General features: G+C 64.7%; 24 protein-coding genes and 2 tRNA genes. 15 read left to right on the top strand and 11 right to left on the bottom strand.

Annotated elements, in window-relative coordinates:
• Position 1: 1 nt before the first annotated feature.
• The 7 genes from ML401_RS15460 to ML401_RS15430 all read right to left on the bottom strand — a co-directional run bounded on the left by ML401_RS15460 (position 2) and on the right by ML401_RS15430 (position 7407).
• Positions 2 to 967 carry an FkbM family methyltransferase gene (locus tag ML401_RS15460; RefSeq protein ID WP_285812686.1) on the bottom strand — a complete coding sequence of 322 codons (966 nt, stop codon included), beginning with the start codon at positions 965 to 967 and terminating at the stop codon, positions 2 to 4.
• A complete protein-coding gene (locus ML401_RS15455) occupies positions 967 to 2157 on the bottom strand; it encodes an NADH-quinone oxidoreductase subunit D (RefSeq protein ID WP_285812384.1) in 1191 nt (396 codons plus the stop codon). The genes ML401_RS15460 and ML401_RS15455 overlap by 1 nt, the downstream gene beginning before the upstream one ends.
• A 2-nt stretch (positions 2158 to 2159) precedes the next feature.
• Positions 2160 to 2774 (bottom strand): NADH-quinone oxidoreductase subunit C, encoded by a 615-nt coding sequence (locus tag ML401_RS15450; protein WP_285812383.1) that lies wholly within the window; start codon positions 2772 to 2774, stop codon positions 2160 to 2162.
• A gap of 11 nt (positions 2775 to 2785) precedes the next feature.
• Complete coding sequence (locus ML401_RS15445; RefSeq protein ID WP_211416800.1) at positions 2786 to 3373, bottom strand: NADH-quinone oxidoreductase subunit B family protein; 588 nt, start codon at positions 3371 to 3373, stop codon at positions 2786 to 2788.
• The gene (locus ML401_RS15440; protein WP_008136158.1) at positions 3364 to 3729 is read right to left on the bottom strand and encodes an NADH-quinone oxidoreductase subunit A; all 366 of its coding nucleotides are present in this window, start codon (positions 3727 to 3729) and stop codon (positions 3364 to 3366) included. Before ML401_RS15440 ends, ML401_RS15445 begins: the two co-directional genes overlap by 10 nt.
• A 733-nt stretch (positions 3730 to 4462) precedes the next feature.
• Complete coding sequence (locus ML401_RS15435; RefSeq protein ID WP_285812382.1) at positions 4463 to 6715, bottom strand: TonB-dependent siderophore receptor; 2253 nt, start codon at positions 6713 to 6715, stop codon at positions 4463 to 4465.
• Positions 6716 to 6891: 176 nt separating this feature from the next.
• Positions 6892 to 7407 (bottom strand): MarR family winged helix-turn-helix transcriptional regulator, encoded by a 516-nt coding sequence (locus ML401_RS15430; RefSeq protein WP_285812381.1) that lies wholly within the window; start codon positions 7405 to 7407, stop codon positions 6892 to 6894.
• A gap of 166 nt (positions 7408 to 7573) precedes the next feature.
• Here ML401_RS15430 and ML401_RS15425 point away from each other — a divergent pair, with 166 nt between their 5' ends.
• The 6 genes from ML401_RS15425 to pepT all read left to right on the top strand — a co-directional run bounded on the left by ML401_RS15425 (position 7574) and on the right by pepT (position 12573).
• The gene (locus ML401_RS15425; RefSeq protein ID WP_285812380.1) at positions 7574 to 8764 is read left to right on the top strand and encodes an aromatic ring-hydroxylating dioxygenase subunit alpha; all 1191 of its coding nucleotides are present in this window, start codon (positions 7574 to 7576) and stop codon (positions 8762 to 8764) included.
• A gap of 61 nt (positions 8765 to 8825) precedes the next feature.
• On the top strand, positions 8826 to 10121 hold the full coding sequence (locus ML401_RS15420; protein WP_376717363.1) for a spinster family MFS transporter: 1296 nt from the start codon (positions 8826 to 8828) through the stop codon (positions 10119 to 10121).
• 140 nt (positions 10122 to 10261) lie between these two features.
• The gene (locus ML401_RS15415) at positions 10262 to 10465 is read left to right on the top strand and encodes a hypothetical protein (protein WP_063194782.1); all 204 of its coding nucleotides are present in this window, start codon (positions 10262 to 10264) and stop codon (positions 10463 to 10465) included.
• A gap of 161 nt (positions 10466 to 10626) precedes the next feature.
• Positions 10627 to 10703, top strand: a tRNA-Asp gene (locus ML401_RS15410).
• 187 nt (positions 10704 to 10890) lie between these two features.
• The gene (locus ML401_RS15405; protein WP_211416795.1) at positions 10891 to 11220 is read left to right on the top strand and encodes an HU family DNA-binding protein; all 330 of its coding nucleotides are present in this window, start codon (positions 10891 to 10893) and stop codon (positions 11218 to 11220) included.
• Positions 11221 to 11322: 102 nt separating this feature from the next.
• Complete coding sequence (gene pepT, locus ML401_RS15400; protein ID WP_211416794.1) at positions 11323 to 12573, top strand: peptidase T; 1251 nt, start codon at positions 11323 to 11325, stop codon at positions 12571 to 12573.
• 56 nt (positions 12574 to 12629) lie between these two features.
• Here the strand turns inward: pepT and ML401_RS15395 are convergent, their stop codons facing one another.
• Positions 12630 to 13517 (bottom strand): hypothetical protein, encoded by an 888-nt coding sequence (locus ML401_RS15395; RefSeq protein WP_285812378.1) that lies wholly within the window; start codon positions 13515 to 13517, stop codon positions 12630 to 12632.
• 327 nt (positions 13518 to 13844) lie between these two features.
• Here ML401_RS15395 and ML401_RS15390 point away from each other — a divergent pair, with 327 nt between their 5' ends.
• The 6 genes from ML401_RS15390 to ML401_RS15365 all read left to right on the top strand — a co-directional run bounded on the left by ML401_RS15390 (position 13845) and on the right by ML401_RS15365 (position 20940).
• Positions 13845 to 13970 carry a hypothetical protein gene (locus tag ML401_RS15390; RefSeq protein ID WP_285812377.1) on the top strand — a complete coding sequence of 42 codons (126 nt, stop codon included), beginning with the start codon at positions 13845 to 13847 and terminating at the stop codon, positions 13968 to 13970.
• Positions 13971 to 14085: 115 nt separating this feature from the next.
• Positions 14086 to 14448, top strand: coding sequence for a hypothetical protein (locus ML401_RS15385; RefSeq protein WP_212069026.1), 363 nt, complete (start codon positions 14086 to 14088; stop codon positions 14446 to 14448).
• Between the two features lie 55 nt (positions 14449 to 14503).
• Positions 14504 to 15778, top strand: a complete 1275-nt coding sequence (gene ihpA, locus ML401_RS15380) for a divalent metal ion exporter subunit IhpA (RefSeq protein ID WP_211416791.1) — start codon at positions 14504 to 14506, stop codon at positions 15776 to 15778.
• Positions 15775 to 16752 (top strand): divalent metal ion exporter adaptor subunit IhpB, encoded by a 978-nt coding sequence (gene ihpB, locus ML401_RS15375; protein ID WP_285812376.1) that lies wholly within the window; start codon positions 15775 to 15777, stop codon positions 16750 to 16752. Before ihpA ends, ihpB begins: the two co-directional genes overlap by 4 nt.
• Positions 16745 to 19957, top strand: coding sequence for an efflux RND transporter permease subunit (locus ML401_RS15370; protein WP_285812375.1), 3213 nt, complete (start codon positions 16745 to 16747; stop codon positions 19955 to 19957). Before ihpB ends, ML401_RS15370 begins: the two co-directional genes overlap by 8 nt.
• A 167-nt stretch (positions 19958 to 20124) precedes the next feature.
• Entirely contained in the window at positions 20125 to 20940 is an 816-nt protein-coding gene (locus tag ML401_RS15365; protein ID WP_376717362.1) for a cation diffusion facilitator family transporter, read from the top strand.
• Between the two features lie 34 nt (positions 20941 to 20974).
• On the opposite strand, the gene ML401_RS15360 is transcribed toward ML401_RS15365, so the two are convergent.
• On the bottom strand, positions 20975 to 21835 hold the full coding sequence (locus ML401_RS15360; RefSeq protein WP_211416787.1) for a class I SAM-dependent methyltransferase: 861 nt from the start codon (positions 21833 to 21835) through the stop codon (positions 20975 to 20977).
• Between the two features lie 176 nt (positions 21836 to 22011).
• Between ML401_RS15360 and ML401_RS15355 the strand changes: the two genes are divergently transcribed.
• The 3 genes from ML401_RS15355 to ML401_RS15345 all read left to right on the top strand — a co-directional run bounded on the left by ML401_RS15355 (position 22012) and on the right by ML401_RS15345 (position 23901).
• Positions 22012 to 23100, top strand: coding sequence for an acyltransferase (locus ML401_RS15355; RefSeq protein WP_285812373.1), 1089 nt, complete (start codon positions 22012 to 22014; stop codon positions 23098 to 23100).
• 141 nt (positions 23101 to 23241) lie between these two features.
• Complete coding sequence (locus ML401_RS15350; RefSeq protein WP_211416785.1) at positions 23242 to 23604, top strand: hypothetical protein; 363 nt, start codon at positions 23242 to 23244, stop codon at positions 23602 to 23604.
• A gap of 220 nt (positions 23605 to 23824) precedes the next feature.
• Positions 23825 to 23901, top strand: a tRNA-Val gene (locus ML401_RS15345).
• Positions 23902 to 23952: 51 nt separating this feature from the next.
• Here the strand turns inward: ML401_RS15345 and ML401_RS15340 are convergent.
• Together ML401_RS15340 and lon are read right to left on the bottom strand one after the other, a co-directional pair.
• Positions 23953 to 24357, bottom strand: a complete 405-nt coding sequence (locus ML401_RS15340) for a GFA family protein (RefSeq protein WP_194407827.1) — start codon at positions 24355 to 24357, stop codon at positions 23953 to 23955.
• Positions 24358 to 24475: 118 nt separating this feature from the next.
• Entirely contained in the window at positions 24476 to 26899 is a 2424-nt protein-coding gene (gene lon / locus ML401_RS15335; protein WP_194407826.1) for an endopeptidase La, read from the bottom strand.
• Between the last annotated feature and the right edge of the window lie 37 nt (positions 26900 to 26936).

Here is a 26936-nt window from a genome sequence, read left to right as displayed (position 1 = left end):
CTCACTGCATGCGGCGCGCGGTTTTGGCATTCAGGGCTTCGATCCTGTCCTGCCAGAATGCGCTTGCGGTGCCGAAAACGTTGTAGCCGACGTGGGTCGAGACCTTGATGCGGTCGAGGATCGACAGCTCGGTCACGGTCTCCATGCGGTTGCTGCGCGGATCGAACACGATCAGCTTCAGCGGGGTCTGTTCGAGGATGAAGCGCGACACGGAGTGATTGCGGTCGCTGCCGTGCTCCTCGCACATGATGACGCTGTCGGCCTGGAGCAGCCGTGCGCCGCCCTTGATCGCCTCGATCTCGACGCCCTCGACGTCGAGCTTGATCAGGTACTTGCCGGTGGCAGGCACCTTGCCGTCGTCAATGAGATTGTCGAGCGAGATGACCGGCACCTCCTCGCCGCCAGCCGACGGATTGCCCGCGATGCTGAAGGCTTCGTGCTTTGTGCCCGACAGCCGCGCGGTGCCACGGACGGCGCCGATCGCGCATTTCATGGGGTCGAAGCGATTGCCGTTGACGCGCGCGTTGTTGACGAGCTTCGGGTAGTTCTGCCCCGACGGCTCGATCGCGATCGCCTTGTGCGAGCCGAACGGCTTGCTCGAGACCAGCACCGACCAGTAGCCGTAGTTCGCGCCGCAATCGAGCAAGGTGTAATCGACGTCGATGGAGTCGGCGAACAAGAGCTCGAGCTCGTCCTCGTAATTATACGAGCGATTGAGCAGCTTGCTCCAATAGCCGTCGCCATAGGGGAATTCGAACACGGCGTCGGGATTGAGCCTGATCGCGATGTTGCGCTTGGGCAGCGTCTTCCGCAGCAGATTCGCGCAGGCGATGTAGCCCATATGCGAGAAGTGCGAGGAGATCTTCGATCCCGTCACCAGCGCCAAGGCAGCCGTCCGCTCCCACAGGTTGGCCCCTTCCAGGGCCCCCGAGGCGCGGTCAAACTGGATTGGCGCCTGCTGCCCCATCACCGATCGACCTCTCCGAACACGATGTCGAGCGAGCCGAGGATCGCCGAGACGTCGGCGAGCAGATGGCCGCGGCAGATGTGGTCCATGGCCTGCAGATGCGCAAAGCCCGGCGCGCGGATCTTGCACTTGTAGGGCTTGTTGGTGCCGTCGGAGATCAGGTAGACGCCGAACTCGCCCTTGGGCGCCTCGACCGCGGCGTAGACTTCGCCGGCCGGCACGTGGACGCCTTCGGTGTAGAGCTTGAAATGGTGGATCAGCGCTTCCATCGAGCGCTTCATCTCGCCCCGGCGCGGCGGCGCGACCTTGTTGTCTTCGACGACGACCGGTCCCTTGCCTTCAGGCGCGTTCAGCTTCTGGATGCACTGCTTCATGATGCGCACGGACTGGCGCATCTCTTCCATGCGGATCAGATAGCGGTCGTAGCAGTCGCCGTTCTTGCCGATCGGAATGTCGAAATCCATCTCGGCGTAGCACTCGTAGGGCTGCGACTTGCGCAAATCCCAGGCCGCGCCCGAGCCGCGCACCATCACGCCCGAGAAGCCCCACTCCCAGGCCTCCTTCAGCGGCACCACGCCGATGTCGACGTTGCGCTGCTTGAAGATGCGGTTGGCGGTGAGCAGCCGATCGAGATCGTCCACGACTTTCAGGAACGGATCGCACCAGGCCTCGATGTCGTCGACCAGCTTCTGCGGCAGATCCTGATGCACGCCGCCGACGCGGAAGTAAGCCGCGTGCATACGGCTGCCCGAGGCGCGCTCGTAGAACACCATCAGCTTCTCGCGCTCTTCGAAGCCCCACAGCGGCGGGGTCAGCGCGCCGACGTCCATGGCCTGCGTGGTGACGTTGAGAAGATGAGAGAGGATGCGGCCGATCTCGCAATAGAGCACGCGGATCAGCTGGCCGCGGCGCGGCACCTCGATGCCAAGCAGCTTCTCGGCGGCGAGGCAGAAGGCGTGCTCCTGGTTCATCGGCGCGACGTAGTCGAGCCGATCGAAATACGGGATCGCCTGCAGATAGGTCTTCTGCTCGATCAGCTTCTCGGTGCCGCGATGCAAGAGACCGATGTGGGGATCGACGCGGGCGACGACCTCGCCGTCAAGCTCCAGCACCAGGCGCAACACGCCGTGAGCCGCCGGATGTTGCGGTCCGAAATTGATAGTGAAATTGCGAAGCTGTTGCTCGTTCATGATCAGACCTTCGGCCCCGCTTTTTCATCCCCCGGGAGGACCGGATAGTCCGCGCCTTCCCATGGCGAGAGGAAATCGAACTTGCGGAATTCCTGGTTCAGACGCACGGGCTCGTACACCACCCGCTTCTCCTGGTCGTCGTAGCGGACCTCGACGAAACCGGTGGTCGGGAAATCCTTGCGCAGCGGATGACCCTCGAAGCCGTAGTCGGTGAGGATGCGGCGCATGTCGGGATGGCCGACGAAGAACACGCCGTAGAGGTCGTAGGCCTCGCGCTCGAACCAGTCGGCGCCGGGGAAGATTTCGATCAGCGACGGCACCTGCGTGGTCTCGTCGGCCTGGGCCTTGAGGCGGATGCGCGCGTTCAGGGTCGGTGACAGGAAGTGATAGATCACGTCGAAGCGCTTTTCGCGCGACGGATAGTCGGCGGCCGTGATGTCGGTGAAGTTGACGAAGCGGCAGCTCGGATCGTCGCGGAGGTACTTGACCACCTCGACGATCTTGCTGGCCTCGACATCAACCGTCAGCTGGTTGAAGGCCACCGAATGACCGGTGGCGGCGCCCGGAAGCGCGCTAACGATCGTCTGCCCCAGGGCGTCGAGCTTGGCGTCGTCCATGACGTAAAACCTTAGCGTTCGATGGTGCCGGTGCGCCGGATCTTCTTCTGCAGCAGCAGCACGCCGTAGAGCAGCGCTTCCGCCGTGGGCGGGCAGCCCGGCACGTAGATGTCGATCGGAACGATGCGGTCGCAGCCGCGCACGACCGAGTAGGAATAGTGATAGTAGCCGCCGCCATTGGCGCAGGAGCCCATCGAGATGACGTAGCGCGGCTCGGGCATCTGGTCGTAGACCTTGCGCAGCGCCGGCGCCATCTTGTTGGTCAGCGTCCCCGCGACGATCATCACGTCGGACTGGCGCGGCGAGGCACGCGGCGCGAAGCCGAAGCGCTCGACGTCGTAGCGCGGCATCGACACCTGCATCATCTCGACCGCGCAGCAAGCGAGACCGAAGGTCATCCACATCAGCGAGCCGGTGCGCGCCCAGGTGATGAGGTCGTCGGTCGCGGCCACGAAGAAGCCCTTGTCGGACAGCTCGGAGTTGACCTCGAGGAAGAACGGATCATTGGCCCCGACTGGCCTGCCGGTCGAGGGATCCAGGATGCCCTTGGCGGCCGGCGCGACGACCGGACCCGTGGACGATGCAGGGTTCAATCCCATTCGAGTGCTCCCTTCTTCCATTCATAGGCGAACCCGACCGTCAGCACGGCGAGAAACACCACCATGGACCAGAAGCCGGTCGCGCCAAGCTTGCCGAACGCCACCGCCCACGGAAACAGGAACGCCACCTCGAGGTCGAAGATGATGAAGAGGATGGCGACCAGGTAGAAGCGGACGTCGAACTTCATGCGCGCGTCGTCGAAGGCGTTGAAACCGCATTCATACGCCGACAGCTTTTCCGGATCCGGCTGCTGGAACGCCACGATGAAGGGCGCGATCAGCAGCACGAGGCCGATAAGGCCCGCGACACCTATGAAGACGACGAGTGGAAGATAGTTCTGCAGAATGCCGCTCATTGGCGAGCCCTTTTTCCCGCAGCCTCGGGACAGCCACGGATTCGTCCGATTTGGAATTATTCTGAGCCTTAGCGCAGTGCACCAATGGGCGCAAGACACGCTCTTTTCAGGCCCTTTGCCGCCCCCAGCACGGTGAAAATCCCGGAATCACCCCGCGCTGGTATGGAGCAGATCGGCAGGGCCAGCAAGGGCGGCCGCCGGTTTTCAAAGGACAGCGGTCCGGAGATTGCGGCGCACGGGCTGCGGCAGCGATTTGCCCTGGATCGCCCGAGAAAAACGCCGGGTTTTCGGGTGCGGCAGCGCACTCAACCAGGATAAGGCCGACCTCAGGAACCCCGACTGTCGCCCCGCCGACATAGTGGCTGGTCGTCTGCGGCAGCAACGACGCCCGGGAGCCGGTGATTGTCGCAGCCGTGAGCCAAGTCGGGTTGCACCAAGTCACCTATCCACAGGCGCAAGTGGTCAGACGAGCCATGCATCAGGACAGGATCGGTCCTGCCTCCGGCGAGAACCACATCGTCTGCGTTATAGTGCAGTACGGCCGACCGCGAGCGCGGCGGCGACTTGCTGGGTCGTTGCACGCGCCGCGCTCGCATGAGCTTCCGGCCGGGGGGCATTGCCTGGAGCTCATCGATCTCCCCAACGGAAGATCCGCGGTCGTCCGGTCGGCAGGGCAGGAGGAGGACGCGATCAGGCAGGCACGAGACTGCCCTACCCTGTCCTCACCCTCCCTTCACCATTTGTAGGAAACGCTGGCGGTGACCCGCCGGCGGTCGCCGTAGAAGCAGGACGTGGCCGACGCGCAGCTCGCGACGTAGATCTTGTCGGTCAGGTTGATGACGTTGAAGGCGGTACGCCAGTTCTGCCGTTCGTAGTGGAGCGCGAGGTCGCCGAGCGCCACTGCAGGGACCTCGAGGGTGTTGGCGGTATCGGCCCACGACGAGCCGATGTAGCGGACGCCGCCGCCGAAGCCGAAGCCCTCGAGCGGTCCGTCCTTGAAGGTGTAGTCCGCCCAGCCGGAGACCAGCAGCTCGGGCGTGTTGGTCGGTGTCTTGCCGACCAGGGACGGGTCGAGATCCCGGCTGTTGAACAGATGATAGGCCGTGAAGGCGCCGACCAGCTTCAGCTCCTTCGTGGGGTTCGCGACAGCCTCGAGCTCGATGCCCCGCGACGTGACCTCACCGGTCTGGTTCTGCAGGACTGGAACACTGCCCGGCAGCGTCGTCGCGACATTCTGACGGACCAGGTCGAAGGCCGAGACCGTGAAATAGCCGTCGAACCACTTTGGTGCGACCTTCACACCGATCTCGGCCTGTTTGCCCGCCTCCGGCAGGAACAGTTTGTTCTGCGCGTTGAGTCCGATGATCGGATTGTAGCTGGTCGAGTAGGAGACGTAGGGTGCAATGCCGTTGTCGAAATTGTAGATCAGTCCCGCGCGACCGCTGAACCTGCTGTCGTTGCGGCTGTCGACACTGGCGCCCGTGTCGCGGGCGTCCTGCGTCGTCTCGACCCAATCATTCCGCCCGCTCAGGACCAGCGTGAAATCGCCGAGCTTCATCTGGTCCTGGAGATAGGTGCCGGCCTGCTTCTGCGTAATCAGGAAGTTGCGGAACGGCGTGGTCGGCAGCGGCGTTTCGGCTCCGCCGTAGACGGGATTGAAGATGCTGATCGAGGGCACGCCGAACCCGAAGGCCTGGTAATCGTCGATCTGATAGCCCTTCAGATCGACACCGAAAAGCATGGTGTGCCTCACCGGGCCGGTGTTGAAGCGATATTCGAGCTGGTTGTCGAGATCGGCCTGATTGGCCGTGTTCTTCGCATACCAATTGTAGCGATTGAATGTGGCGGTCGCCTGATTGGCATCGTTGCCGACATAGCCGCGATAGGTCAGGTCGATATGCGCAAACCGCGCGTTCTGCCGGAACGTGAGGTCATCGGTGAGATGGCGCTCGAACTGGTAGCCGAGCATCTCCTGCTCGCGCGTGAACTTGTCGACGCTGGGATCGCCGCCGAAGAAGCTGGTCGGAATCCTGCCATAGGAGGCATTCGTCACCGTACCGACATAGGGCAGGAAGTTGATGCCGCGGGTGTCCTGCCTCGAAGCCGAGGCCAGCACCGTGAACGTTGTGTCGGCATCCGGCTTCCAGGTCACAGACGGTGCGATGAAGTAGTTGTTGTCGGGCGTGAAGTTGACCTGCGTCGGGCCGTTCTGCACCTGGCCGACGACGCGGTAGAACAGCTTGCCATCCTGGGGCTGCGTCGCGACCGGCCCACCGAAATCGAACCCGACATAGGCATTGCCGAAATTGTTGACGCCGGTCTCGACGTAGCGGATCGGCTCGGCCGGCGGCATCTTGCTGATGACGTTGACGATGCCGCTCGGGCTCGATCCGCCATAGAGCACCGCCGACGGACCGCGCAGCACCTCGACGCGCTGCATGTTGGACGGCTGGAGCTTCCAGCTCGCATAAGACGTGTAGAACAGCTGCATGCCGTCAAGGAACAGCCCGACATCGTCGGACTTGAAGCCACGGATCAGCCACCAGTCGTTGCGCGTATCCGCGCCAAAGGTCCCGGCCCGCACACCGGCGGTGTAGCGCAGCACCTCGTCGAGTTTGTTCGGCTTCTGGTCGCGGATCTGCTCGGCGCCGATGACCGACACCGATTGCGGTGTCTCGATGATCGGCGTGTTGGTCTTGGTGCCGGACGAGCTGCGGCCGGCGACGTAGCCGTTCACCGGACCGCGCGGCGTCTCGACGAAGCCGACATCGCGCTGCGGCTGGGGCTTGTTCCTGTTGGCGGCCTGCACCGAGGAGCGCGGCACGCGGCGCTGGGGAGTTGCGGCCGCGCGGCGGCGGGCCTCCGGCGCCGCGACGGTCACCGCCGGCAGGCTCGTTGCGCCACTCTGCGCGGAAGATTGTGCAAGCGATGCCTGCGGCATCAAAACCAAAGCGGACGCGGTCGCCAACACAGCCGACCGCAGCATTCCCAGACTGTTCAACGCGCCACCCCAAACTGCATGTTCGATGCGTGATGCCGCCTGTCCCCGGACGGCATGCGCTTCGACGTGACGCTTATGGGAGCGCGCGAAAATCCCCTAATTGAAAAGGTCTTAGAAGGACTCTTAGAAGCGATCCAAGATGTTCTGAGATGGCCGCGAGATCAGCGCGCGCTCTTCTCGCTCTCGAGCATCTCGGCGGCGATCGCCGTGAGCTGGTCGACTTGCGCCAGCAGCGTGTGGAACTCGGCTTCGCTCAATTGCTCCAGCAAGCGGCGGTTACGCTCCTGCGCGCCTTCAACGATCGCATCATGCGCGGCGAGACCCGCAGGGGTCAGCGAGATCAGCACCTCGCGGCTGTCTTTCGGATTTGCGGTCTTCGCGATCAGCTTGCGCGAGAGCAGATTGGCAAGCGCACGGCTGATCTGTCCCTTGTCCTGGCCGACGGCCTCGGCGAGCCGCGCCACGCTCATCGGCGGCCGGCGGCCGAGCGAGGCGACGAGACCGAACTCGACCGAGGACAATCCAGTGAGGCGCTTGTAGCGCAGGATCGCGCCACGCTTGAGCAGATTGGCAAGCACCATCAGTCGCGACGACAGCATCACGGTGATCGGGGCCGACGGTTCGCTCTCGTCCATTGCGGGCGACGTCGCCCCGCCCCTGCTTTCGGTCTGACTCATGACCCACCTCTGCCAAGAAAGCCGGGACCTGCCAAGCGCCGGCCGGCTCATCAAATGCCTCTAAGAGGCATTTAGAAGATCGTTGACATTGTCATGGAATTATTTTCCACTGCGGGAAAGGCGCAAAAATGCGCACGGCCCCATGGGCCGGAGCGGGAGGACCAGCATGACCATCACCCAGCGGGATCGCGATCTCGGCACGGCCTATGCGATGAAGCCGGCGCACAGCCGCACCGAGCTGACCTCGGTCGTGCGTGGCACGCCGATGGGCGAGCTGCTGCGCCGCTACTGGCACCCGGTCGCACTGATCAGCGATGCCACCGACACGCCGAAAAAGGTGCGCGCGCTGGGCGAGGATCTGGTGCTATTTCGCGACAGGCACGGCCGTCCCGGCCTCCTGCACGCCCGCTGCTGTCACCGCGGCACCACGCTCTATTACGGCAAGGTCGAGGAGGACGGCATCCGCTGTTGCTATCACGGCTGGAAATTCGACACCGAAGGCCATTGCCTGGAGCAGCCCTGCGAGCCCGACGGCGGCCAGTTCAAGGACAAGGTGCGTCAGCCCTGGTATCCGGTCGAGGAGCGCTACGGCCTGATCTTCGCCTATATGGGCCCGGCCGAGAAACGCCCGGTGCTGCCGGCTTACGAATGTCTCGAGCAGATGGACGATGGCGAGTTCGTCGAGGCCGACGATTCCTCGATCGGCGGCGGTGGTCCCGCCATCATTCCCTGCAACTGGCTGCAGCATTTCGAGAACGTGGTCGATCCCTATCATGTCCCGGTGCTGCACGGCTCGTTCTCGGGGCCGCAATTCACCAACATGATGGCCTCGATCCCGGAGGTGAAGTTCGACAAGACGCCGCGCGGCATCGTCGTGCGCTCGATCCGCAAGCAGGACGACGGCAAGGTGTTCTATCGCGTCACCGAAGCCGCGCTGCCGACCTTGCGCGTGGTGCCGAACCCGCGCGTCGCGCAGTTCGCCCGCGTCGAATCGATCGGCTGGGTGCTTCCGATCGACGACACCTCGTTCCGCATCTATGTCGCCGGCCGCGTCAAGAACTCCGGCGACATCAGCCGCATGCGCTCGAAGTTCAACGGCAAGTTCTGGTGGGACATGACCGAGCAAGAGCACCAGCAATTTCCAGGCGACTACGAGGCCCAGGTCGGCCAGGGCGAGGTCACCGTTCATTCGGAAGAGCATTTCGGCCAGAGCGACCGCGGCATCCTCATGATCCGGCGCATGCTGAGCGACCAGCTCGAAGCGATGGAAGAAGGCCGCGATCCGATCGGCGTCTCGTTCGATCAAAGCGCGCCGCCGGTCGTATTCGAAGCGGGGAACTACATCCGCGAAGGCTGAGCAACCGGCTCAAGACAAGAGCTGGACCGACAACGATAACAAAGACAAATTGGGGGACGCGATGGTCGATGTGACGTCACAGATGTCGGTGCAAACGGCTGCTGCGGCCACGCCCTCGCCGCGGCGCTATTACGTGCTGGGCCTGCTCACCATCATCTATGCGCTGAACTTCCTCGACCGCACGATCTTCAACGTCCTGATCGAGCCGATCAAGAAGGAGTTCCAGCTCAGCGACACCATGATGGGCCTGCTCGCCGGCTTCGGCTTCGCGCTGTTCTATTCCCTGCTCGGCATTCCCATCGCGCGCGTCGCCGACCGGCTCAACCGGCGCAACATCGTGGCTGTCGCCTTTGCGTTCTGGAGCGCGATGACGGCGCTGTGCGGCGCGGCCACCAGCCTGACGTCGCTGGCGCTGGCGCGCATCGGCGTCGGCATCGGCGAGTCCGCCGGCTCCCCCGCCTCGCAGTCGATCGTCGCCGATCTCTTTGCCAAGAACGAGCGTCCACGCGCGCTCGGCATCTACGCCATCGGCACCTATCTCGGCGTCTTCCTCGGCTATTTCGTCGGCGGCTACGTCAACCAGCACTATGGCTGGCGGATGGCGCTCTATGTCGCCGGCCTGCCCGGCATCCTGCTCGCATTGGTCCTGTGGCTGACGATCTCCGAGCCGAAGCGCGGGGCGATGCAGGAAAGCTTCGTGCCCGAGCCGCTGGGGCCGACGCTGCGCTTCCTCGCCTCGCAGCGCAGCTTCATCATCGTGTTGATCGGCTTCTGCCTGACCACCTACACGAATTACGCGACCGCGGCCTGGATCCCGCCATTCCTCGCACGCGTGCACCATCTGTCGAGCGCCGAGATCGGCACCTATGCCGGCACCTTCAAGGGGCTCGCCGGCATGGCCGGCACCCTGCTCGGTGGCTTCGTGGTCGCCCAAATCAGCCGGCGCGACGACCGCTGGAAGCTGTGGGCGCCCGCGGTCACCTCAGGCCTCGCCGGCCCGGTGTTCGCGCTGTGCATGCTGACGCAGGACTTTGCGATGATGGTGGCCATGCTGGCGCTGACCTCGTTCCTGGTCGGCTTCCATCTCGGCCCGATCTTCGCGATCGCGCAGACCGTGGCCAAGCCCAGCATGCGGGCGCTCGCCTCCGCGCTGATCGCGCTCACCGCCACCTGCTTCGGTCAGGGCGTCGGCCCGCTCGCGGTCGGCATGGTCAACGATGCCTTGAAGGGCAGCTATGGCGCCGAGGCCGTGCGCTATTCCCTGCTCTCGGCGGCGGTCACGACCACGCTCGGCGCCCTGCTCTTCATCTGGGCGGCGCGGTCTATCCGGGCCGATATCGAGAGGGCGGCGGCCTGAGACCTTATCCGCCGCAAGCCTGGCGAAACCCGACGGGCGTATTAATGAAACCATTTTGCGGAACCCGCGAAACCATCCGGAAACAGACGGTCCTTAAGACAGGAGCCATAGACGGCGGCAAAGCCCGTCGGGAGGCTCAGATGAACCACTCAATTCACTCTGCTGATCGTGCGACCCACCTGAAGATCGTGGTGGTGGCGCTGGTGGCCGGCATCATGGTGGCCGGCTTCGGGATCGCAGCCCGTACCAATGCCGATTACAGCCAGACCGCTCAGTCCACCCACGTGATCAAAGCCGGCAAGCCGGTGGTGGTGACGAGCGCCGGGACCTCGGAGATTCGCTGATACGCCCTCTTCCGGGCTGACCCATGGCCGCCTCCGGGCGGCCTTTTTCGTTTTCCAGAGCAATGCTTAAGCGGAGATGCACCGGCGAAGCGCAACGTCCTTGACTTCACCCAGCCCCGCCTTTAATTCCCCCCTCGTTCCGCGCGCATCGAGCGAACCACGCGGGAGTAGCTCAGTTGGTTAGAGCGCCGGCCTGTCACGCCGGAGGTCGCGGGTTCGAGCCCCGTCTCTCGCGCCATTTTGGCAATCCCTTCATAGTGTTACCTCAAACCTTTCGCCCCCTTTCGCGGCTTTGCCCGCAAAGGCCGGGAACCTCTGGCCATAGTCAGCCCGTGCCCGAATCGTCTACGCCTTCCAGGACTTAGAGGGATCCCCATACGTTTTCCGGTTTTTCCGGGGCTTCCCTGTCATTGAGGAGGCCAGTCATGGCTAAGAAGGATTTGGCTAAGAAGGATTCGGCGAAAAAGGCCGCCGCTCCCGCCACCATCACGCTCAAGCATCTCGCCGCCGATATCGCCGAGAGCCAGGACCTGTCGAAAAAGCACGCCGAGGCGGTCCTGACCGACATGGTCGATTTGATCGCCAAGCACCTGAAGAAGGGCGACCGCGTCCGCATCGTCGGGCTCGGCATACTCCAGGTCCGCAAACGCGCCGCCCGCACCGGGCGCAATCCCGCCACCGGCGAGCCTATCCACATCAAGGCCAGCAAGAAGGTCACCTTCCGCCCCGTGAAGGAACTGAAAGAGGCGATCTGAGGCAACGTTTCGTTAGGCCTGATCTCATCTCGTTCCGGCCGCAACGCGGCCCGCTTTCTGGTATATCGCCTCTCTTCCCCTGACCCGGCGGTTTGACCAGAAATGTCCTCCCTCACCTTTTCGCATACCGTGACCGAGCGCTTCCTGCGCTACGTCACCATCGACACCCAGTCCGATCCGGCCTCCCCGCGCTCGCCCTCGACCGAGAAGCAGAAGGATCTCGGCCGCGTCCTCGCGGCCGAGCTCAAGGCCATGGGCGTCGCCGACGCGCATCTGGACGAATACGGCTACGTCTATGGAACGATCCCGGCGAACACCGACAAGAAGGTGCCGGTGATCTGCTTCTGCTCGCACATGGACACCTCGCCCGACGTGACCGGCAAGGACGTGAAGCCGCAAGTTCTGAAGAACTATCGCGGCGGCGACATCGCCCTGCCGGGCGACACCAGCCAGGTGATCCGCTTCACGGAACATCCGGCGCTGAAGAACCAGATCGGCAACGACATCATCACCACCGACGGCACGACGCTCTTGGGCGCCGACAACAAGGCCGGCGTCGCCGAGATCATGGATGCCGCGCAGTTCTTCATCAACAATCCCGACGTCAAGCACGGCACCATCAAGATCCTGTTCACGCCGGACGAGGAGATCGGCCGCGGCGTCGACAATGTCGACCTGAAGAAGCTGGGGGCCGATTTCGGCTACACCATGGACGGTGAAAGCGCCGGCTGCGTCGAGGACGAGACTTTCTCGGCCGACGGCGCCACCATCACCATATCAGGCGTCAGCGCTCATCCCGGCTATGCCAAGGGCAAGATGGAGCACGCGATCAAGATCGCGGCTGCCATCGTCGAGCGGCTGCCCAAGGAAGGCTGCTCGCCGGAGACCACTTCCGGCAAGCAGGGCTTTCTGCATCCGATCGGCATCGAGGGTGCGCTGGAGCAGGCGACGCTGTCTTTCATCGTCCGCGACTTCACCGAGGAAGGGTTGAAGGAGAAAGAGGATCTGCTCGAGACCATCGTCAAGGACGTGATGAAGGACTATCCGCGCTCGACCTACAAGTTCGAGGTCCGCGAGCAATACCGCAACATGAAGCAGGTGATCGACCGTCACCCGCACGTGCTCGAATACGCCATCGAGGCGATCCGCCGTGCCGGCCTGCGCCCGATGCGCACCGCGATCCGCGGCGGCACCGACGGCTCGCGCCTGTCCTTCATGGGCCTGCCCTGCCCCAACATCTTTGCCGGGGAGCACGCCTTTCACTCCCGGCTGGAATGGGTCAGCCGGCAGGACATGGAAAAGGCGGTGCAGACCATCGTCCATCTGGCGATGATCTGGGAAGAGAAGGCCTAAGCCTTCTTGCAGGCAGCCGTTATGGCCGAGCTTGCGCCCGGCCATTTGTTTAGAATTTACGGCACCGGCATCGCGCGCGGATTGCGATGGAAGCGGTTCGAGCTCGCCATCCAGTTCGGCAATGGCTCACCGTCGCGGTGTCGTCCGCCGGCCACCGCCGCGGCCCACGCCACCGCGGCGCCGATCAGGGTCGCGGCTGCGACCGAGAACGCCACGATGATCGAGTTGCGCCGCGCACGGTTGATGGCGGTCTTTGAATCCGCAATCAGCGCATCGACGCGCCGTTCGGCGTCGGGGGCCTGCAGGCCCGTCAGACCAGCAACCTGCTGCACCAGATAGGCCCGGTCATCGGTGCTGACGCCGCTATGGCTGGACGACGTCATCAGAATGCGTCCGGCCTCAGCACGCGCTTCCCTAAGATCGATGTTCGGCGCGCGGCGTGGTGCGCGGAACAGCCTGTCCAGCTCATAGCTTAGCAGAGGCTCGGCTGCGGACGTATTGCTGGCTGCGCTGCGCATCGGCGAACGGTCGATCGCGGCAGCGCCCAGCAGCGCGAGCAGAGCCGCGCCGGCCAGCACGGCCAAGGCCCAGGCGATCAGCCCGTGCAGGCCGTCCCGCCGCTCGCCGTCGTCTTCGATCGTCGCCAGCGCGGGCGCCGGTCGGGTTGTCCGTCCGGCGATGTAGCCGCCGAAGCCGAAACTGATGATCGCCTGGATGATCAGGTACAGCCCGGACAGCAGCGCCAGCGCCGCCGAGGCATCGCGCCAAGTCGGCGAGGCCGAGCTGACACCGAGGCCAACCGCGACGCCGAAGCCGATCAGGATGAACGACATTGCGCCAGCGGCGAGAGCGCCTGCGAACACCGAGCTCCACTGGATGGCCCGGCGGCCATCGGCGGCCGTCACGCCGCCCTCCATCATGTCTTCCCGTACGAGCGTTTCCATTGTCGTCCTCTCAGCGCAGGCCGAAGAACGACAGCACCGCCATGATCACGACGATCAAGCCGATCAGGTAAATCAGTCCGTCCATAGTCCCTTCCTCCTCAACACGTTTCTGCTCGCTAATCAGAAGACAGGAGGAACGTTCCTAAATTCGGCATCCGTTACGGAACGAACCGGCCGGATGCGCGTTGATTGTTCGAGTCCGAAGGATGAGATTGTGAGCACAAGGCCTCAGCCGGGCAGTTGCCGGCTGGGGCCTTTCCGCGTTTGCGATGGGGCAATCTCTCCCCTCGCCCGTCCTATCAAGCCATCAAATGGCTGGAGCGGGCGATGGAGGCGAGCCGTCGCGCCGCCGTGACCGTGAAGGCCGACCATGGCAGTCACGTTGCCGAACCGATCCGCACGGCCATCATTGAAACCACTGCCTCGCACCGACGCATTATCGCCCGCCAGTGAGGAAGCGCCGGCCGCGCTGCTGCGGCAATTGTTCCCCGGACGTAACAATGTTGCGGGTCGACACTGTTCCTGCCGCCATGCTAGGCCGAACATCGACCGCAACCAGAGTGACGTCGTGCCTGCGAACCGCCAGCTTTCCGGAACTTGCCGTCCGCGCAATTGGCGCGGGCTGCTGTCTGTGCTGATCGCGGTCATCTATCTGCTCGCGGGCGCGCTGCACGGATCGCACGATATCGACGTCACCACGCCCGGCGGTGGCTCGGAGATCGCCGCCGTCCTCGACGGCACCACGGGCCATGGCGATCACAAGGCCATCGGCGGGCATCATTGCCATGGCTGCTTCTCGCTGACGGTCACGCAGCCGGCGCCATCGGCCGTGTCGGTCGCGCCGGTGCCGGCAACGCACCCGCAACATGCCTCCCGCCTCGCCGGAATCATCACCGATACCGACTCTCCCCCTCCCAAGCATATTGCCTGAACGGATTGGTCGGGCGTTCCGCGCCCATTAGGTTCATCCTTCACAGGTCGGTTTCATGTTTCGCAGGGGAATGGCCGCGCGCCTGGCGTGCGCGGCGGCGTGTCTGATTGCAGGATCGGCGCTTGCACCGTCGCACGCCCAGACTTTGACGATGCGAAGCGCGCTGTCGCGCGCGCTGGCCGCGAGCCCGCGCCTGACGGCGGCGGAACGCGATGTCGGCATCGCCACGGGCCAGCGCATCCAGGCCGGCGCGCTGCTCAATCCGGAACTGACCTACGAGCAGGACGATTCATTCGGCTCCGGCAAATATCGCGGGACGCGATCGGCCGAGACCACCCTCCAGATCAGCCAGGCCTTCGAGCTGTTCGGCAAGCGTGACGCGCGGATCGCGGCCGGAGCGGCCGGTGTCGAAGTCGCCGCGATCCAGCGCAAGGCCGTCAGGCTGGAGGTGCTGTCGGAGACCGCGATCGCCTTCCTCAGCGTGCTCGGCGCGCAGCGCCGCATCCAGATCCTCGATGAGCAGATCACCGCCATCGACCGCCTGACGCCGCTCTTGCGCCGCCGCGTCGAGGCCGGAGCCTCCTCCCCGGCCGAGACCGGCCGCGCCGAGGTCGCCTCCGCCCTGGTGAAGGCCGACCGCGAGCGCTTCAAGGCGAGCCTGGCGAGCGCCCGGCGCGAGCTGGCGGTGCTGATGGGCGATCCGTCCGCGAAATTCGGCGAGGTCTCCGGCCGGCTCGACACCATGGGCAGGCCGCCGACGTTCCAATCCGTTGTCGCCGCCATCGACGCCAATCCGCAGCTGGTGCGCTGGACCGCGGTCTTTGCCCAGCGCAATGCCGAGCTGCTGCTGGCGCGGCTCAAGCCCTATCCGGACGTGCGGATCGCGGCCGGCTGGCGCCATTTCAACGAGACCAATGACGACGCGGCGCGCCTCACCGTCTCGGTGCCGATCCCCGTGTTCGACCAGAACCAGGGCAATATCCTCTCGGCGCAGGAAAGCCTCGCCAAGACCAAAGCCGAGCGCGATGCCAACCGCAACACGCTGATTGTGATTGCCGGCCGCGCCTATGACTCGCTGCAGGGATCGCTGCGCGAGCTCGCGGTGCTGCGTGAGACCGCGATCCCCAAGGCCGTCGAGGCGTCCGAGGCCATCTCGCAAGGCTACGGCCAGGGCCGCTTCACCTTGCTCGAGGTGCTCGATGCCCAGGCTAGCGTCACCCAGGCGCGGCTGCGCGAGCAGGAGGCCCTGCAGAATTTCCATGCCGGCGTTGCGACCATCGAAGGCCTCGTCGGCAATCCCTTCACGCTGGCGCGGGAGAGCGCACGATGAAGACGTCCTCCACCATTCTCGTGGCCATCATTGCCGCCGCGCTCGGTGCTTACGGCACCTCCCTGCTCGCGCCGGACAAGCCTGCGCACAGCGAGCATTCCGAGCATTCCGAACCGAAGAAGCCGAACGACCATGTCGAGCAGGACGAGCACGGCGCCGACCGCATCCGCATCTCCGACGTCAAGCTGGCGGCCGCGGGCGTGGTGCTGGCGGAGGCTGCGAGCGCCACGCTGACCGACACGCTCGCCTTCAACGGCATTCTGCGCGCCAACCAGGAGGCCGTGGTGCAGGTGACGCCGCGCTTTCCCGGCGTTGCCAAATCGATCCAGAAGCGCATCGGCGACAAGGTCGCCAAGGACGATCTGCTCGCCGCGATCGAGAGCAACCAGAGCCTCACGGTCTACGAGCTGAAGGCGCCGATCGCCGGCACCGTCATCGAGCGGCAGATCTCGCTCGGCGAATACGCCTCCGAGCAGAAGCCGGCCTTCGTTGTCGCCGACCTCTCCACCATCTGGGTCGAGCTGTCGATCTATCGACAGGATCTGCGGCGCGTTCGCCTCAACGACGAGGTGCTGATTGATCCCGACGACGGCCGCGGCGAGATCAAGGGCACCATCTCTTACATGGCGCCGATCGGCTCGAGCGAGACCCAGACCGCATTCGCGCGCGTGGTGCTGCAAAATCCGGACGGGCGGCTGCGGCCCGGCCTGTTCGTCACGGCGCGGCTGATCCTCGCCGCCCGCAACGTCGCGGTCGCCGTGCGCCGGAGCGCGATCCAGACGCTGGAGAACAGGACCATCGTGTTCGTCCGCGAGGACGGCGACAAGATCGAGGCACGTCCCGTGGAGCTTGGCGATTCCGACCCGAAATTCGTAGAGATCCGCGCCGGTCTCTCCGCCGGCGAGCGCTACGTCGCCGAGAACAGCTTTGTCGTGAAGGCGGAGATGGGCAAGGGAGACGCTGACCATGATTGACGCGCTCCTCGCCTTCTCCATTCGTCAAAGATGGCTCGTCGTCCTGTTTGCCATCGCGGCCGGCGCCTTCGGCGCCTGGAATTTCACGCGCCTGCCGATCGACGCGGTGCCTGACGTCACCAACGTCCAGGTCCAGATCAACACGCGCGCGCCGGGCCTGTCGCCGCTCGAAGCCGAGCAGCGCATCACCTTCCCGATCGAGACCGTGATGGGCGGCTTGCCCAAGCTCGACTACACCCGCTCGATCTCACGCTATGGCCTGAGCCAGGTCACCGTCGTATTCCAGGACGGCACCGACATCTATTTCGCCCGCCAGCTCGTCAACGAGCGTATCCAGCAGGCAAAGGACCAGCTTCCTGTCGGCACCGAGGTCGCGATGGGGCCGGTCTCCACCGGGCTCGGCGAGATCTACGTCTACTCCGTCGAGGCCACGCCCGGTGCAAAGTCGTCTACCGGCGCCGAGTTCACGCCGACCGAGCTGCGGACCATCCAGGACTGGATCATCAAGCCGCAGCTGCGCACCATTCCCGGCGTGGTCGAGGTCAACTCGATCGGCGGCTATGAGCGGCAATTCCACGTACTGCCGATCCCCGGCCGGCTGATGGCCTACAAGCTCGGATTCCGCGACATCATGACGGCGCTGGCCGCCAACAATTCCAATGTCGGCGCCGGCTATATCGAGCGCAACGGCGAGCAATATCTCGTCCGCGCGCCCGGCCAGGTCGCCAATATCGAGGAAATGAGAGATATCGTGATCGGCTCGCGCGGCGGCGTTCCGGTGCGCATCCGCGACGTCGCCGACGTCCAGGAAGGCCAGGACCTGCGCAGCGGCGCGGCCTCGACCAATGGTACGGAGACGGTACTCGGAACCGCCATGCTGCTGATCGGCGAGAACAGCCGCAGCGTGGCGCAACGCGTGAAGGCGAAGCTCAAGGAGATTGCGAAATCACTGCCCGACGGCGTGATTGCGCACGCAGTCTACGACCGCACGCATCTGGTGGAAGCCACCATCCAGACCGTCGAGAAGAACCTCATCGAAGGTGCAGCGCTGGTGATCGCGGTGCTGTTCCTGATCCTCGGCAACATCCGCGCCGCGCTGATTACGGCCTGCGTCATCCCGCTGTCGATGCTGTTCACGATCACAGGCATGGTCGAGAGCAAGGTCAGCGCCAATCTGATGAGTCTCGGCGCGATCGACTTCGGCATCATCGTCGACGGCGCCGTCATCATCGTCGAGAACTGCCTGCGGCTGCTCGCCGCCGAGCAGCACCGGCGCGGCCGCCTGCTCTCGCTGGAAGAACGGATGCAGACCATTCGCGAGGGCGCCAGCGAGGTCATCAAGCCGAGCCTGTTCGGCACGCTGATCATCGCCGTGGTCTACCTGCCGGTCCTGACCCTGACGGGGACCGAGGGCAAGATGTTCACGCCGATGGCGCTGACCGTGCTGATGGCGCTCGCGGGCGCGGCGCTGCTGTCGGTGACCTTCGTTCCCGCTGCGGTGGCAATCTTCGTGACCGGCAAGGTTTCGGAGAAGGAGAACATCTTCATGCGGGCCGCCAAGCGGTTCTACGTGCCGCAGCTCGACCGTGCGATCCGATATCGCCGCAGTGTGGCGTTCGCCGCTGTCCTCATCGTTGCCGGGAGCCTGTTTGCCGCGACGCGCATGGGCGGCGAATTCATCCCGAGCCTGGATGAAGGCGACATCACCATCGAAACCATCCGGATTCCCGGCACCAGCCTGACGCAGAGCGTCGACATGCAGCTGCGGCTGGAGAAGGCGGTCAAGCAGGTTCCGGAGGTCGCGACCATCTTCTCCAAGGTTGGCACTGCCGAGATCGCCAACGATCCGATGCCGCCGAACGCCGCCGACACCTACGTCACGCTGAAGCCGCGCAACGAATGGCCCGATCCCGACAAGCCGAAGGACGAGGTGGTCGCCGAGCTTGAGCGCGCCGCCAACACCCTGCCCGGCACGGCCTATGGCATGACCCAGCCGATCCAAATGCGTTTCAACGAGCTGATCGCCGGCATCCGCAGCGACGTCGGCGTCAAGATCTTTGGCGACGATCTCGACGTACTCGCGGGCATCGCCCAGCAGGTCAACGGCGTGGTTCGCGGCATCGAGGGCGCCGCCGACGTCAAGACCGAGCAGATCGCGGGCCTGCCGATCCTCACCGTCAAGCTCGACCGCCAGGCGCTGTCGCGCTACGGCCTCAGCCTCGGCGAGGTACAAAACCTCGTCGAGATCGCGATCGGTGGCAAGCCAGTCGGGAAACTGTTCGAGGGCGATCGCCGCTTCGACATCGTGGTGCGGCTGCCGGAAAACCTGCGCGCCAACCCCGACACGATCAAGTCGCTGCCGATCCCGCTGCCGCCAGGCGAGGATGTCCCCGCCGTCACGAAAACCGCATGGCCGGGCGCATCGGGCTCGACGCTCCGCTACGTCCCGCTGTCGTCTGTCGCCACGATCGAGCTCGCACCCGGCCCCAACCAGATCAGCCGCGAGAACGGCAAGCGCCGCGTGGTGGTGATGGCCAACGTTCGCGGGCGCGACCTGCGCTCCTTCGTCGCCGAGACCCAGGAGGCGGTGGCCGAGAAGGTCAAGCTGCCGCCGGGCTATTGGATCGGTTGGGGCGGCCAGTTCGAGCAGTTGGTCTCGGCGACCAAGCGGCTGACCATCGTGGTGCCGGTGGCCCTGCTGCTGGTGTTCCTGCTGCTGTTCATGGGCATGGGATCGACGGCGGATGCGGCGCTGGTGTTCTCCGGTGTGCCGCTGGCGCTTACCGGCGGCGTCGCGGCGCTGCTGCTGCGCGGCATTCCGCTCTCCATCAGCGCCGGCGTCGGCTTCATCGCGCTGTCGGGCGTCGCCGTGCTCAACGGTCTCGTCATCATCGCCTTCATCGAGCGGCTGCGCAGCGAGGGGCGCCCCCTCGTGGAGGCCGTGCGCGAGGGCGCGCTGACCCGGCTGCGCCCCGTGCTGATGACGGCGCTGGTCGCCTCGCTCGGCTTCGTGCCGATGGCGCTTGCCACCGGCGCCGGCGCCGAGGTGCAGCGGCCGCTGGCGACCGTGGTGATCGGCGGCATCATCTCCTCGACGGTGCTGACATTGCTGGTGCTGCCGGCGCTCTACGTGCTGTTCCGTCGTGACGGGACGCGCGAAACGCCTACAATGGCGCCTGATTTAGCGACTTCCGGGGAGCGCTAGAATTGGGCGGCCACGACCATCACGGTCATCACCACCATGATCATGCCGGCCATTCGCATGATCATGGCCACGACCATGGTCATGGGCACGGCCATGCACATGTCCATGCCCCCGCCAATTTCGGCAAGGCCTTCGCGATCGGGATTTCCCTCAACACCGCGCTGGTCGTGGCTGAGGCAATTTACGGCTATCTCGGCAACTCCACCGCTCTGCTCGCCGATGCCGGCCATAATTTGTCCGACGTGCTCGGCCTGGTCGTGGCCTGGGGCGCCTCGATCGCGGCGCAGCGCGCGCCGAGCGGCCGCTTCACCTACGGCTTTCGCGCCTCCACCATCCTGGCGGCGCTGGCGAACGCGGTGTTCCTGCTGGTCGCGACCGGTGCCATCGGCTGGGAGGCGATCCTGCGCCTGCGCCAGCCGGAGCCGGTCGCGGGCGTCACCGTGATGGTGGTCGCCGGCATCGGCATCCTCATCAACGGCTTCACCGCGATGCTTTTCGCCAGCGGACGCAAGGACGACATCAACATCGAGGGCGCCTATCTGCACATGGCTGCTGACGCCGCGGTATCGCTCGGCGTCGTCGTCTCGGCCGCGCTGATCATCTGGACCGGCTGGCTCTGGCTCGATCCCGTCACCAGCCTCGTCATCTGCTTAACCATCCTCTGGAGCACCACCAGCCTCTTGCGCGGCTCCATCGACATGTCGATGGCGGCCGCGCCCAAAGGGACGGACCTTGCCGCGATCAGGGCATTTTTGCTGGCGCAGCCCGGCGTATCCGCCATCCACGATCTCCACGTCTGGCCGATCTCCACCACCGAGACGGCGCTAACCTGCCATCTCGTGATGCCCGCCGGCACTGCCGACGCATTCCTGATGGAGACCGCGCAGCTCCTGAAGACGTCCTTCCGCATCGGCCACACCACGCTCCAGATCGAGACGCATCCGGACAATGGCTGTGCGCTGGCGCCGGATGATGTGGTGTGAGGGCCCGTTGCTGCACCAGCCTCGCGAAGCAGCCCTACCCCGCCTTCGCCGTCACGATCCAGATCGCACCCTGCAACGCCACGCTCTGCCCCTTCAGGAACGGCGTGAGCATGTCGCGGATCGAGGCTCTTGCGGCCGCATAGGTCTCGGGCGGATGGCCCTGCAGCGCACGGCTGGCCGGCCCGATCTGCAGCGCGCCGTCCACCGCGGCATCGAGGCCACCACCGATCGCGACGTCCATCGACAGATTGTGCGGCTCCATCGCTACGGCGGTGAAGCCGGCTCCCTCGAGGATGCGCATCACGCGCTCCTCCGAGGCGAAGGCGAACGGACCCGGCTCCTCCGGCCCGACCGGCGGCATTTTGGGCACGTGTTTGTACACCGCCATCAGCGGCGCCATCATCCACGGATTCTCTTTCGGCTCGCGCCAGCACGCGAAGGCGAGCCGTCCTGACGGCTTCAGCGCACGGCGGAGATTGGTGAACGACGCGACGGGATCGGCGAAGAACATCACGCCGAAGCGCGAGGCGAGCAGATCGAAGCTTGCCGGCTCGAACGGATGGACCGTCGCGTCCGCCAGCACGAAATCGAGCGGCAGGCCTTTTGGCGCGAACGCGCGCGCCTGGGACAACATCGGCTCGGACACGTCGAGGCCGAGCGCAAAACCGTCGGGCGCCACCGCCTTCGCGAACGCAAACGTCGTCGCGCCGGAGCCGCAGCCGACGTCGAGAACACGCTCGCCAGGCTTCAACCTGGCGCGGTCGATCAGCACGTCGGCGATGGGGCCGAGCAGGCTCTCCTGGGCCGCGTGGCGATCCGCCCAGCGTTGTCCGCTCGGCCCGTTCCAATAGGCGATCTGATCGGCGTTCTGCTCGTGTCCGCTGGGTTGTTGCATCAAGCTCTCCGCAAAAGTACCGATCCCGTTCTGCCCAAAAGGCTTATCCGCATGTCGTTGCCCGCCGCAAGGCCGATTTCAGCCGGGTGCCGGAACGGCCGCCCGATGCCGCCATGCGCGCCAAGTTGACACAACCGTAAGGCGCTGTGTTAAGTCGCCCGGAGAGGAGAAAGGCGTTGAAATCGGAACGATCGGTCGGCATCGATTGCCTGCGCGCCATCTCCATCATCTGGGTGCTGCTGTACCACTTCGTCCCGATGCAGGCTTTCAACCGGGGCACGTTCGGCGTCCTGCTGTTCTTCATCATCAGCGGCTATTGCATCGCGTTCAGCGTCGAGACGTCGCAGACGGCGTGGCACTTCTACGCCAAGAGGCTTGGCCGCCTGCTGCCCGCGCTGATCGTCTGCGGCTTCCTGACGACGCTGTTCAAGATTCTCGCGCCCGAGCTGGTCGAGCCCGGCCGCGGGCTGAAATGGGGGCACTACGTCTACACGCTGATCGCGCTTCCGACGCTCAACGTCCTGCAGGTGAACTATAACCTGCCTGACGGCGCCTATTGGTCATTGCAGATCGAATTTCAGTTCTACGTCTTCTGCTTTCTGATGATGGCATTGGGCCTCAAGCATCGCCTGCTGGCATTGCTGTGTGCAGTGACCATCTTCCGGACCCTGACGACCAGCACCGAATATTACACCTCCAACGATTTCTTTCCGTTCTTCATCGCCGGCATGAGCGTCGCGGCCCTCGTCAGGGGACGCACTGGCGAGGCGATCGCGGGAATCCTCGTGGCATTCTCCGTCGAGCTCTATCACCTGAAATTCAACGTCAAGCAGCCGTCCGTCCCGATCGAAATGTACCGGTCGCTGCTGCTGTGGTCCGGCACGACCGCCGTCTATCTTGCCGTGCGCTACGACCACATCTTGCCGCGCGCCTTTCGCGCCCTCGCCTTCATCGGCGTCATCAGCTATCCGCTCTATTTGATCCATCAGGACGTCGGGATGATGATCCTGCGTTGGGCGCATGTGGGCCGTGACTCCACGGGCGACATGCTGATCCGCGCCTTCGTCCTCCCCGCCTTCCTCGCTGCGATCGCCTGGCTGGTCTACGTGCTGGTCGAAAAACCCACCGTCAAGCCGCTGACCCGCTTCCTGGCCAATCCGCGCGCCTGGCTTGGTCAATCCAAGCCCGCGGTCGAACATCCCGCCGGCGCTGCCCCGGGCGAGGTCGCCCGGCAGGACCTTCAGCAGGACTTGGCAGCACGATAGCTTTAGCGCCGGCAAGCGCGGCGCAGTGCGTCTCGCCTCTGCGCATTGCGGCCGCATTGGTTTCACCGAACGGCCACATCGGAATCAGATGCCAACCAGATTTCGCCGATAGGTTTTGCCATTCCTCAAACTGGAAAAGGCATGCCCATGCGCAGATTTACCGCATCCGTCATCGTTGCAGCTCTCTCGCTCGGAACACCTGCTCTCGTGCAGGCACAGGGAGCATCGCCGCAAGCCGGCACGGAACAGCCCTCCGCTCAGTCCAGCACGGTGATCCGAAGCATCGAGGTCGTCGACGTCAAGGAATTGCAGCCGGCGGTGCGCGCGAAAGTCGATGAGTTGGTAGCGCACACGAGCGACAAGGACATCCAGTCGCTTCGGCAGTCCATCGACGCCACGCCGCAGGCAGCCTCGGTCCTCAAGGCCAAGGGCCTGAGCTCGTCTCAAGTCGTCGCGATCAACATCGCCGACGGCGTCCTGACGATGTTCACCAAGACGGCCTGACAATCAGGCGGGGTTCCCGGCCGAGGGGGCGTAGCGCCCGCGAGCACGGCCGATGGACCATCGGCCGGATCCGGGATTCACGCGATGACAGAGCGCGCCCTGCAGCGGAGCCCGTTGCAGGGCTGCTCGTGCTTGGCGTGAAACCTCAGACCAAACTGCGATTTGGGGCGGCGCTCGGCCCTTGCTCCGGCACCCGCCAAGGCGGTAAAGAGGTGCCGTGGGGCGGTTAGCTCAGCTGGTTAGAGCATCTCGTTTACACCGAGAGGGTCCGCGGTTCGAATCCGTGACCGCCCACCAGCCTTCGCTCGCTTCGCGGGCTACGGCTCGGCAGGCCAGGCCCGCGCCATCTCAATCCCCTGGCCTTCCCGGCAGCAGCGGCACCGCGTCGATCCACACCGCCGCCGACCGGCACCAGATCTGCCTGACAGGCCGCAGCTTGTCGCGCTGGCGGATGGAGCCCCAGCGGATGCCCCAATCATCGGCCGCCTCGCCCTCGCCGCTGGTGAACAGCGGGGAACCGCAATCGGCGCAGAAGTGCTGGAAGCGCATCCGGCCGTTGTCGCCGCGCTTGCCGTAGATTTTTGGCGTACCGGCAGTGAGCTTGACGTCCGCCGCGCCGCAGATCGCGGTCACCCGGAACGGCGAGCCGGTCAGGGTCTGGCAATCGGTGCAATGGCACACCGACACGGCCTCGGGGTCGACCTCGGCCTGATAGGTGATCTTGCCGCAATGGCATTGCCCGTCGATCTGCATCGCCCTCTCCCCCGCCTTCGCCGTGCCCTCTCCACCGCCATGCCTTCTCCACCGGCATGCCTTGCCCCAAAACAAAAACGGCGCCCGAAGGCGCCGTCTTATCATCTTTTGCGATGGCCTAGTGAGCGGTCAGGCCGCCGGCGGCTTCGTCGCCGTCAGGCTTCACCGTCACCTTGGTGTCCTCTTCCCAGACGATCGGCGTCGGCTTCTTGACCAGCGCCTTGACGACGACGTCGTCGAGCCGGGAGACCGGAATGATCTCCATGCCGCCCTTGATCGCATCGGAAATCTCCGTGAGATCCTTGGCGTTGTCCTCGGGGATCAGCACCGTCTTGATGCCGCCGCGGGCCGCAGCCAGCAGCTTCTCCTTCAGGCCGCCGATCGGCAGCACGCGGCCGCGCAGCGTGATCTCGCCGGTCATCGCGACATCGTGGCGGACCGGGATGCCGGTCATGACCGAGATGATCGCAGTGGCCATCGCGACGCCCGCCGACGGACCGTCCTTCGGTGTCGCGCCCTCAGGCACGTGCACGTGGATGTCGCGGCGGTCGAACATCGGCGGCTCGATGCCGTAGTTGATCGCGCGCGAGCGGACATAGGACGCCGCCGCGGAGATCGACTCCTTCATCACGTCGCGCAGATTGCCCGTGACCGTCATCTTGCCCTTGCCGGGCATCATGACGCCTTCGATCGTCAGCAGCTCGCCGCCGACATCGGTCCAGGCCAGGCCGGTGACGATGCCAACCTGCGGCTCGCTCTCGATCTCGCCGAAGCGGTACTTCGGCACGCCGAGCAACTCTTCCAGAGTCTTCTCGGTGACCTTGACCGACTTCTTCTTGGAGATCATCAGCTCCTTCACCGCCTTGCGGGCGAGTGTGGAGAGCTCACGCTCCAGGTTACGCACGCCCGCTTCGCGGGTGTAGCGGCGGATCAGAAGCAGCAGCGCGTCGTCGTCGATCGAGAACTCCTTGGAGTCCAGGCCATGCTTGGACACCGCGTTCGGGATCAGGTGCTTGCGCGCGATCTCGACCTTCTCGTTCTCGGTGTAGCCCGCGATCCGGATGATCTCCATGCGGTCCATCAACGGGCCCGGAATATTGAGCGTATTCGCGGTCGTGATGAACATCACGTTGGACAGATCGTAGTCGACCTCGAGATAGTGGTCGTTGAACGTCCCGTTCTGCTCGGGGTCGAGGACCTCGAGCAAGGCGGAGGACGGGTCGCCGCGGAAATCGGCGCCCATCTTGTCGATCTCGTCCAAGAGGAACAGCGGGTTGGACGACTTCGCCTTCCGCATCGACTGGATGATCTTGCCCGGCATCGAGCCGATATAGGTGCGGCGGTGACCGCGGATCTCGGCCTCGTCACGCACGCCGCCGAGCGAGACGCGCACGAACTCGCGCCCCGTCGCCTTCGCGATCGACTTGCCGAGCGAGGTCTTGCCGACGCCGGGAGGCCCGACGAGGCACAGGATCGGGCCCGTCAGCTTGTTGGCGCGCGACTGCACCGCGAGATACTCGACGATGCGCTCCTTGACCTTCTCCAGCCCATAGTGATCGGAATCCAGGATGGCTTGCGCCTGCTCCAGATCCTTCTTCACCTTGGACTTCTTGTTCCACGGGATCGACAGCAGCCAATCCAGATAGTTGCGCACGACCGTCGCTTCCGCGGACATCGGCGACATCTGGCGCAGCTTCTTCAATTCATGCTGCGCCTTCTCGCGCGCTTCCTTGGAGAGCTTGGTCTTGGAGATCTTCTCTTCGAGATCGGCGAGCTCGTCGCGACCGTCGTCGTCGCCGAGTTCCTTCTGGATCGCCTTCATCTGCTCGTTGAGATAATACTCGCGCTGGGTCTTCTCCATCTGGCGCTTGACGCGCGAGCGAATGCGCTTCTCGACCTGCAGCACCGAGATCTCGCTCTCCATCAGGCCCAGCACCTTCTCCAGGCGCGTGGTGACCGACAGCGTCTCCAGGATGCCCTGGCGGTCCGCGATCTTGACGGCGAGATGCGAGGCAACGGTGTCGGCGAGCTTGGCGAAATCGGTGATCGCCTGCACGACGCCGACGACCTCGGCCGAGATTTTCTTGTTGAGCTTCACATAGCTCTCGAAGTCGGACACGACCGAGCGCGCCATGGCCTCGGCCTCGACCGACTTCGCGTCGGTGTCGGCGAGCGCAATCGCGGTCGCTTCGTAATAGTCGGCGCGATCGGTGTATTTCTGCACGCGCGCACGCTCGAGCCCTTCGACCAGCACCTTCACGGTGCCGTCAGGGAGCTTCAAGAGCTGCAGCACGCTGGCGAGCGTACCGGTCTCGTAAATGGCATCGGGCGCCGGATCGTCGTCGGACGCGTTCTTCTGCGTCGCGAGCATGATCAGCGCATCGTTCTTCATCACCTCTTCGAGCGCACGGATCGACTTCTCGCGGCCGACGAAGAGCGGAACGATCATGTGCGGGAAGACGACGATGTCGCGCAGCGGCAACACGGGATAGGCGTGCGTTTCGCCATGGACGATGGTTGGCCTGGGTTTTGGATTAGTCATGGCCTTTTCCTTTTGCTTTGCCCCCCTGCACGCAGTC

Source organism: Bradyrhizobium sp. 62B (genome assembly GCF_030272265.2).
In the GTDB taxonomy this organism is placed as follows: Bacteria; Pseudomonadota; Alphaproteobacteria; order Rhizobiales; family Xanthobacteraceae; genus Bradyrhizobium.
This window is presented reverse-complemented; position numbering and strand designations above follow the sequence as displayed.

Excerpts from the sequence above, each read along its gene's own strand:
- ML401_RS15460 (WP_285812686.1), bottom strand. The coding sequence starts at position 967 with ATGGGGCAGCAGGCGCCAATCCAGTTTGACCGCGCCTCGGGGGCCCTG.
- ML401_RS15455 (WP_285812384.1), bottom strand. The coding sequence starts at position 2,157 with ATGAACGAGCAACAGCTTCGCAATTTCACTATCAATTTCGGACCGCAA.
- ML401_RS15450 (WP_285812383.1), bottom strand. The coding sequence starts at position 2,774 with ATGGACGACGCCAAGCTCGACGCCCTGGGGCAGACGATCGTTAGCGCG.
- ML401_RS15445 (WP_211416800.1), bottom strand. The coding sequence starts at position 3,373 with ATGGGATTGAACCCTGCATCGTCCACGGGTCCGGTCGTCGCGCCGGCC.
- ML401_RS15440 (WP_008136158.1), bottom strand. The coding sequence starts at position 3,729 with ATGAGCGGCATTCTGCAGAACTATCTTCCACTCGTCGTCTTCATAGGT.
- ML401_RS15435 (WP_285812382.1), bottom strand. The coding sequence starts at position 6,715 with ATGCTGCGGTCGGCTGTGTTGGCGACCGCGTCCGCTTTGGTTTTGATG.
- ML401_RS15430 (WP_285812381.1), bottom strand. The coding sequence starts at position 7,407 with ATGAGTCAGACCGAAAGCAGGGGCGGGGCGACGTCGCCCGCAATGGAC.
- ML401_RS15425 (WP_285812380.1), top strand. The coding sequence starts at position 7,574 with ATGACCATCACCCAGCGGGATCGCGATCTCGGCACGGCCTATGCGATG.
- ML401_RS15420 (WP_376717363.1), top strand. The coding sequence starts at position 8,826 with ATGGTCGATGTGACGTCACAGATGTCGGTGCAAACGGCTGCTGCGGCC.
- ML401_RS15415 (WP_063194782.1), top strand. The coding sequence starts at position 10,262 with ATGAACCACTCAATTCACTCTGCTGATCGTGCGACCCACCTGAAGATC.
- ML401_RS15405 (WP_211416795.1), top strand. The coding sequence starts at position 10,891 with ATGGCTAAGAAGGATTTGGCTAAGAAGGATTCGGCGAAAAAGGCCGCC.
- pepT (WP_211416794.1), top strand. The coding sequence starts at position 11,323 with ATGTCCTCCCTCACCTTTTCGCATACCGTGACCGAGCGCTTCCTGCGC.
- ML401_RS15395 (WP_285812378.1), bottom strand. The coding sequence starts at position 13,517 with ATGGAAACGCTCGTACGGGAAGACATGATGGAGGGCGGCGTGACGGCC.
- ML401_RS15390 (WP_285812377.1), top strand. The coding sequence starts at position 13,845 with ATGGAGGCGAGCCGTCGCGCCGCCGTGACCGTGAAGGCCGACCATGGC.
- ihpA (WP_211416791.1), top strand. The coding sequence starts at position 14,504 with ATGTTTCGCAGGGGAATGGCCGCGCGCCTGGCGTGCGCGGCGGCGTGT.
- ihpB (WP_285812376.1), top strand. The coding sequence starts at position 15,775 with ATGAAGACGTCCTCCACCATTCTCGTGGCCATCATTGCCGCCGCGCTC.
- ML401_RS15370 (WP_285812375.1), top strand. The coding sequence starts at position 16,745 with ATGATTGACGCGCTCCTCGCCTTCTCCATTCGTCAAAGATGGCTCGTC.
- ML401_RS15360 (WP_211416787.1), bottom strand. The coding sequence starts at position 21,835 with ATGCAACAACCCAGCGGACACGAGCAGAACGCCGATCAGATCGCCTAT.
- ML401_RS15350 (WP_211416785.1), top strand. The coding sequence starts at position 23,242 with ATGCCCATGCGCAGATTTACCGCATCCGTCATCGTTGCAGCTCTCTCG.
- ML401_RS15340 (WP_194407827.1), bottom strand. The coding sequence starts at position 24,357 with ATGCAGATCGACGGGCAATGCCATTGCGGCAAGATCACCTATCAGGCC.
- lon (WP_194407826.1), bottom strand. The coding sequence starts at position 26,899 with ATGACTAATCCAAAACCCAGGCCAACCATCGTCCATGGCGAAACGCAC.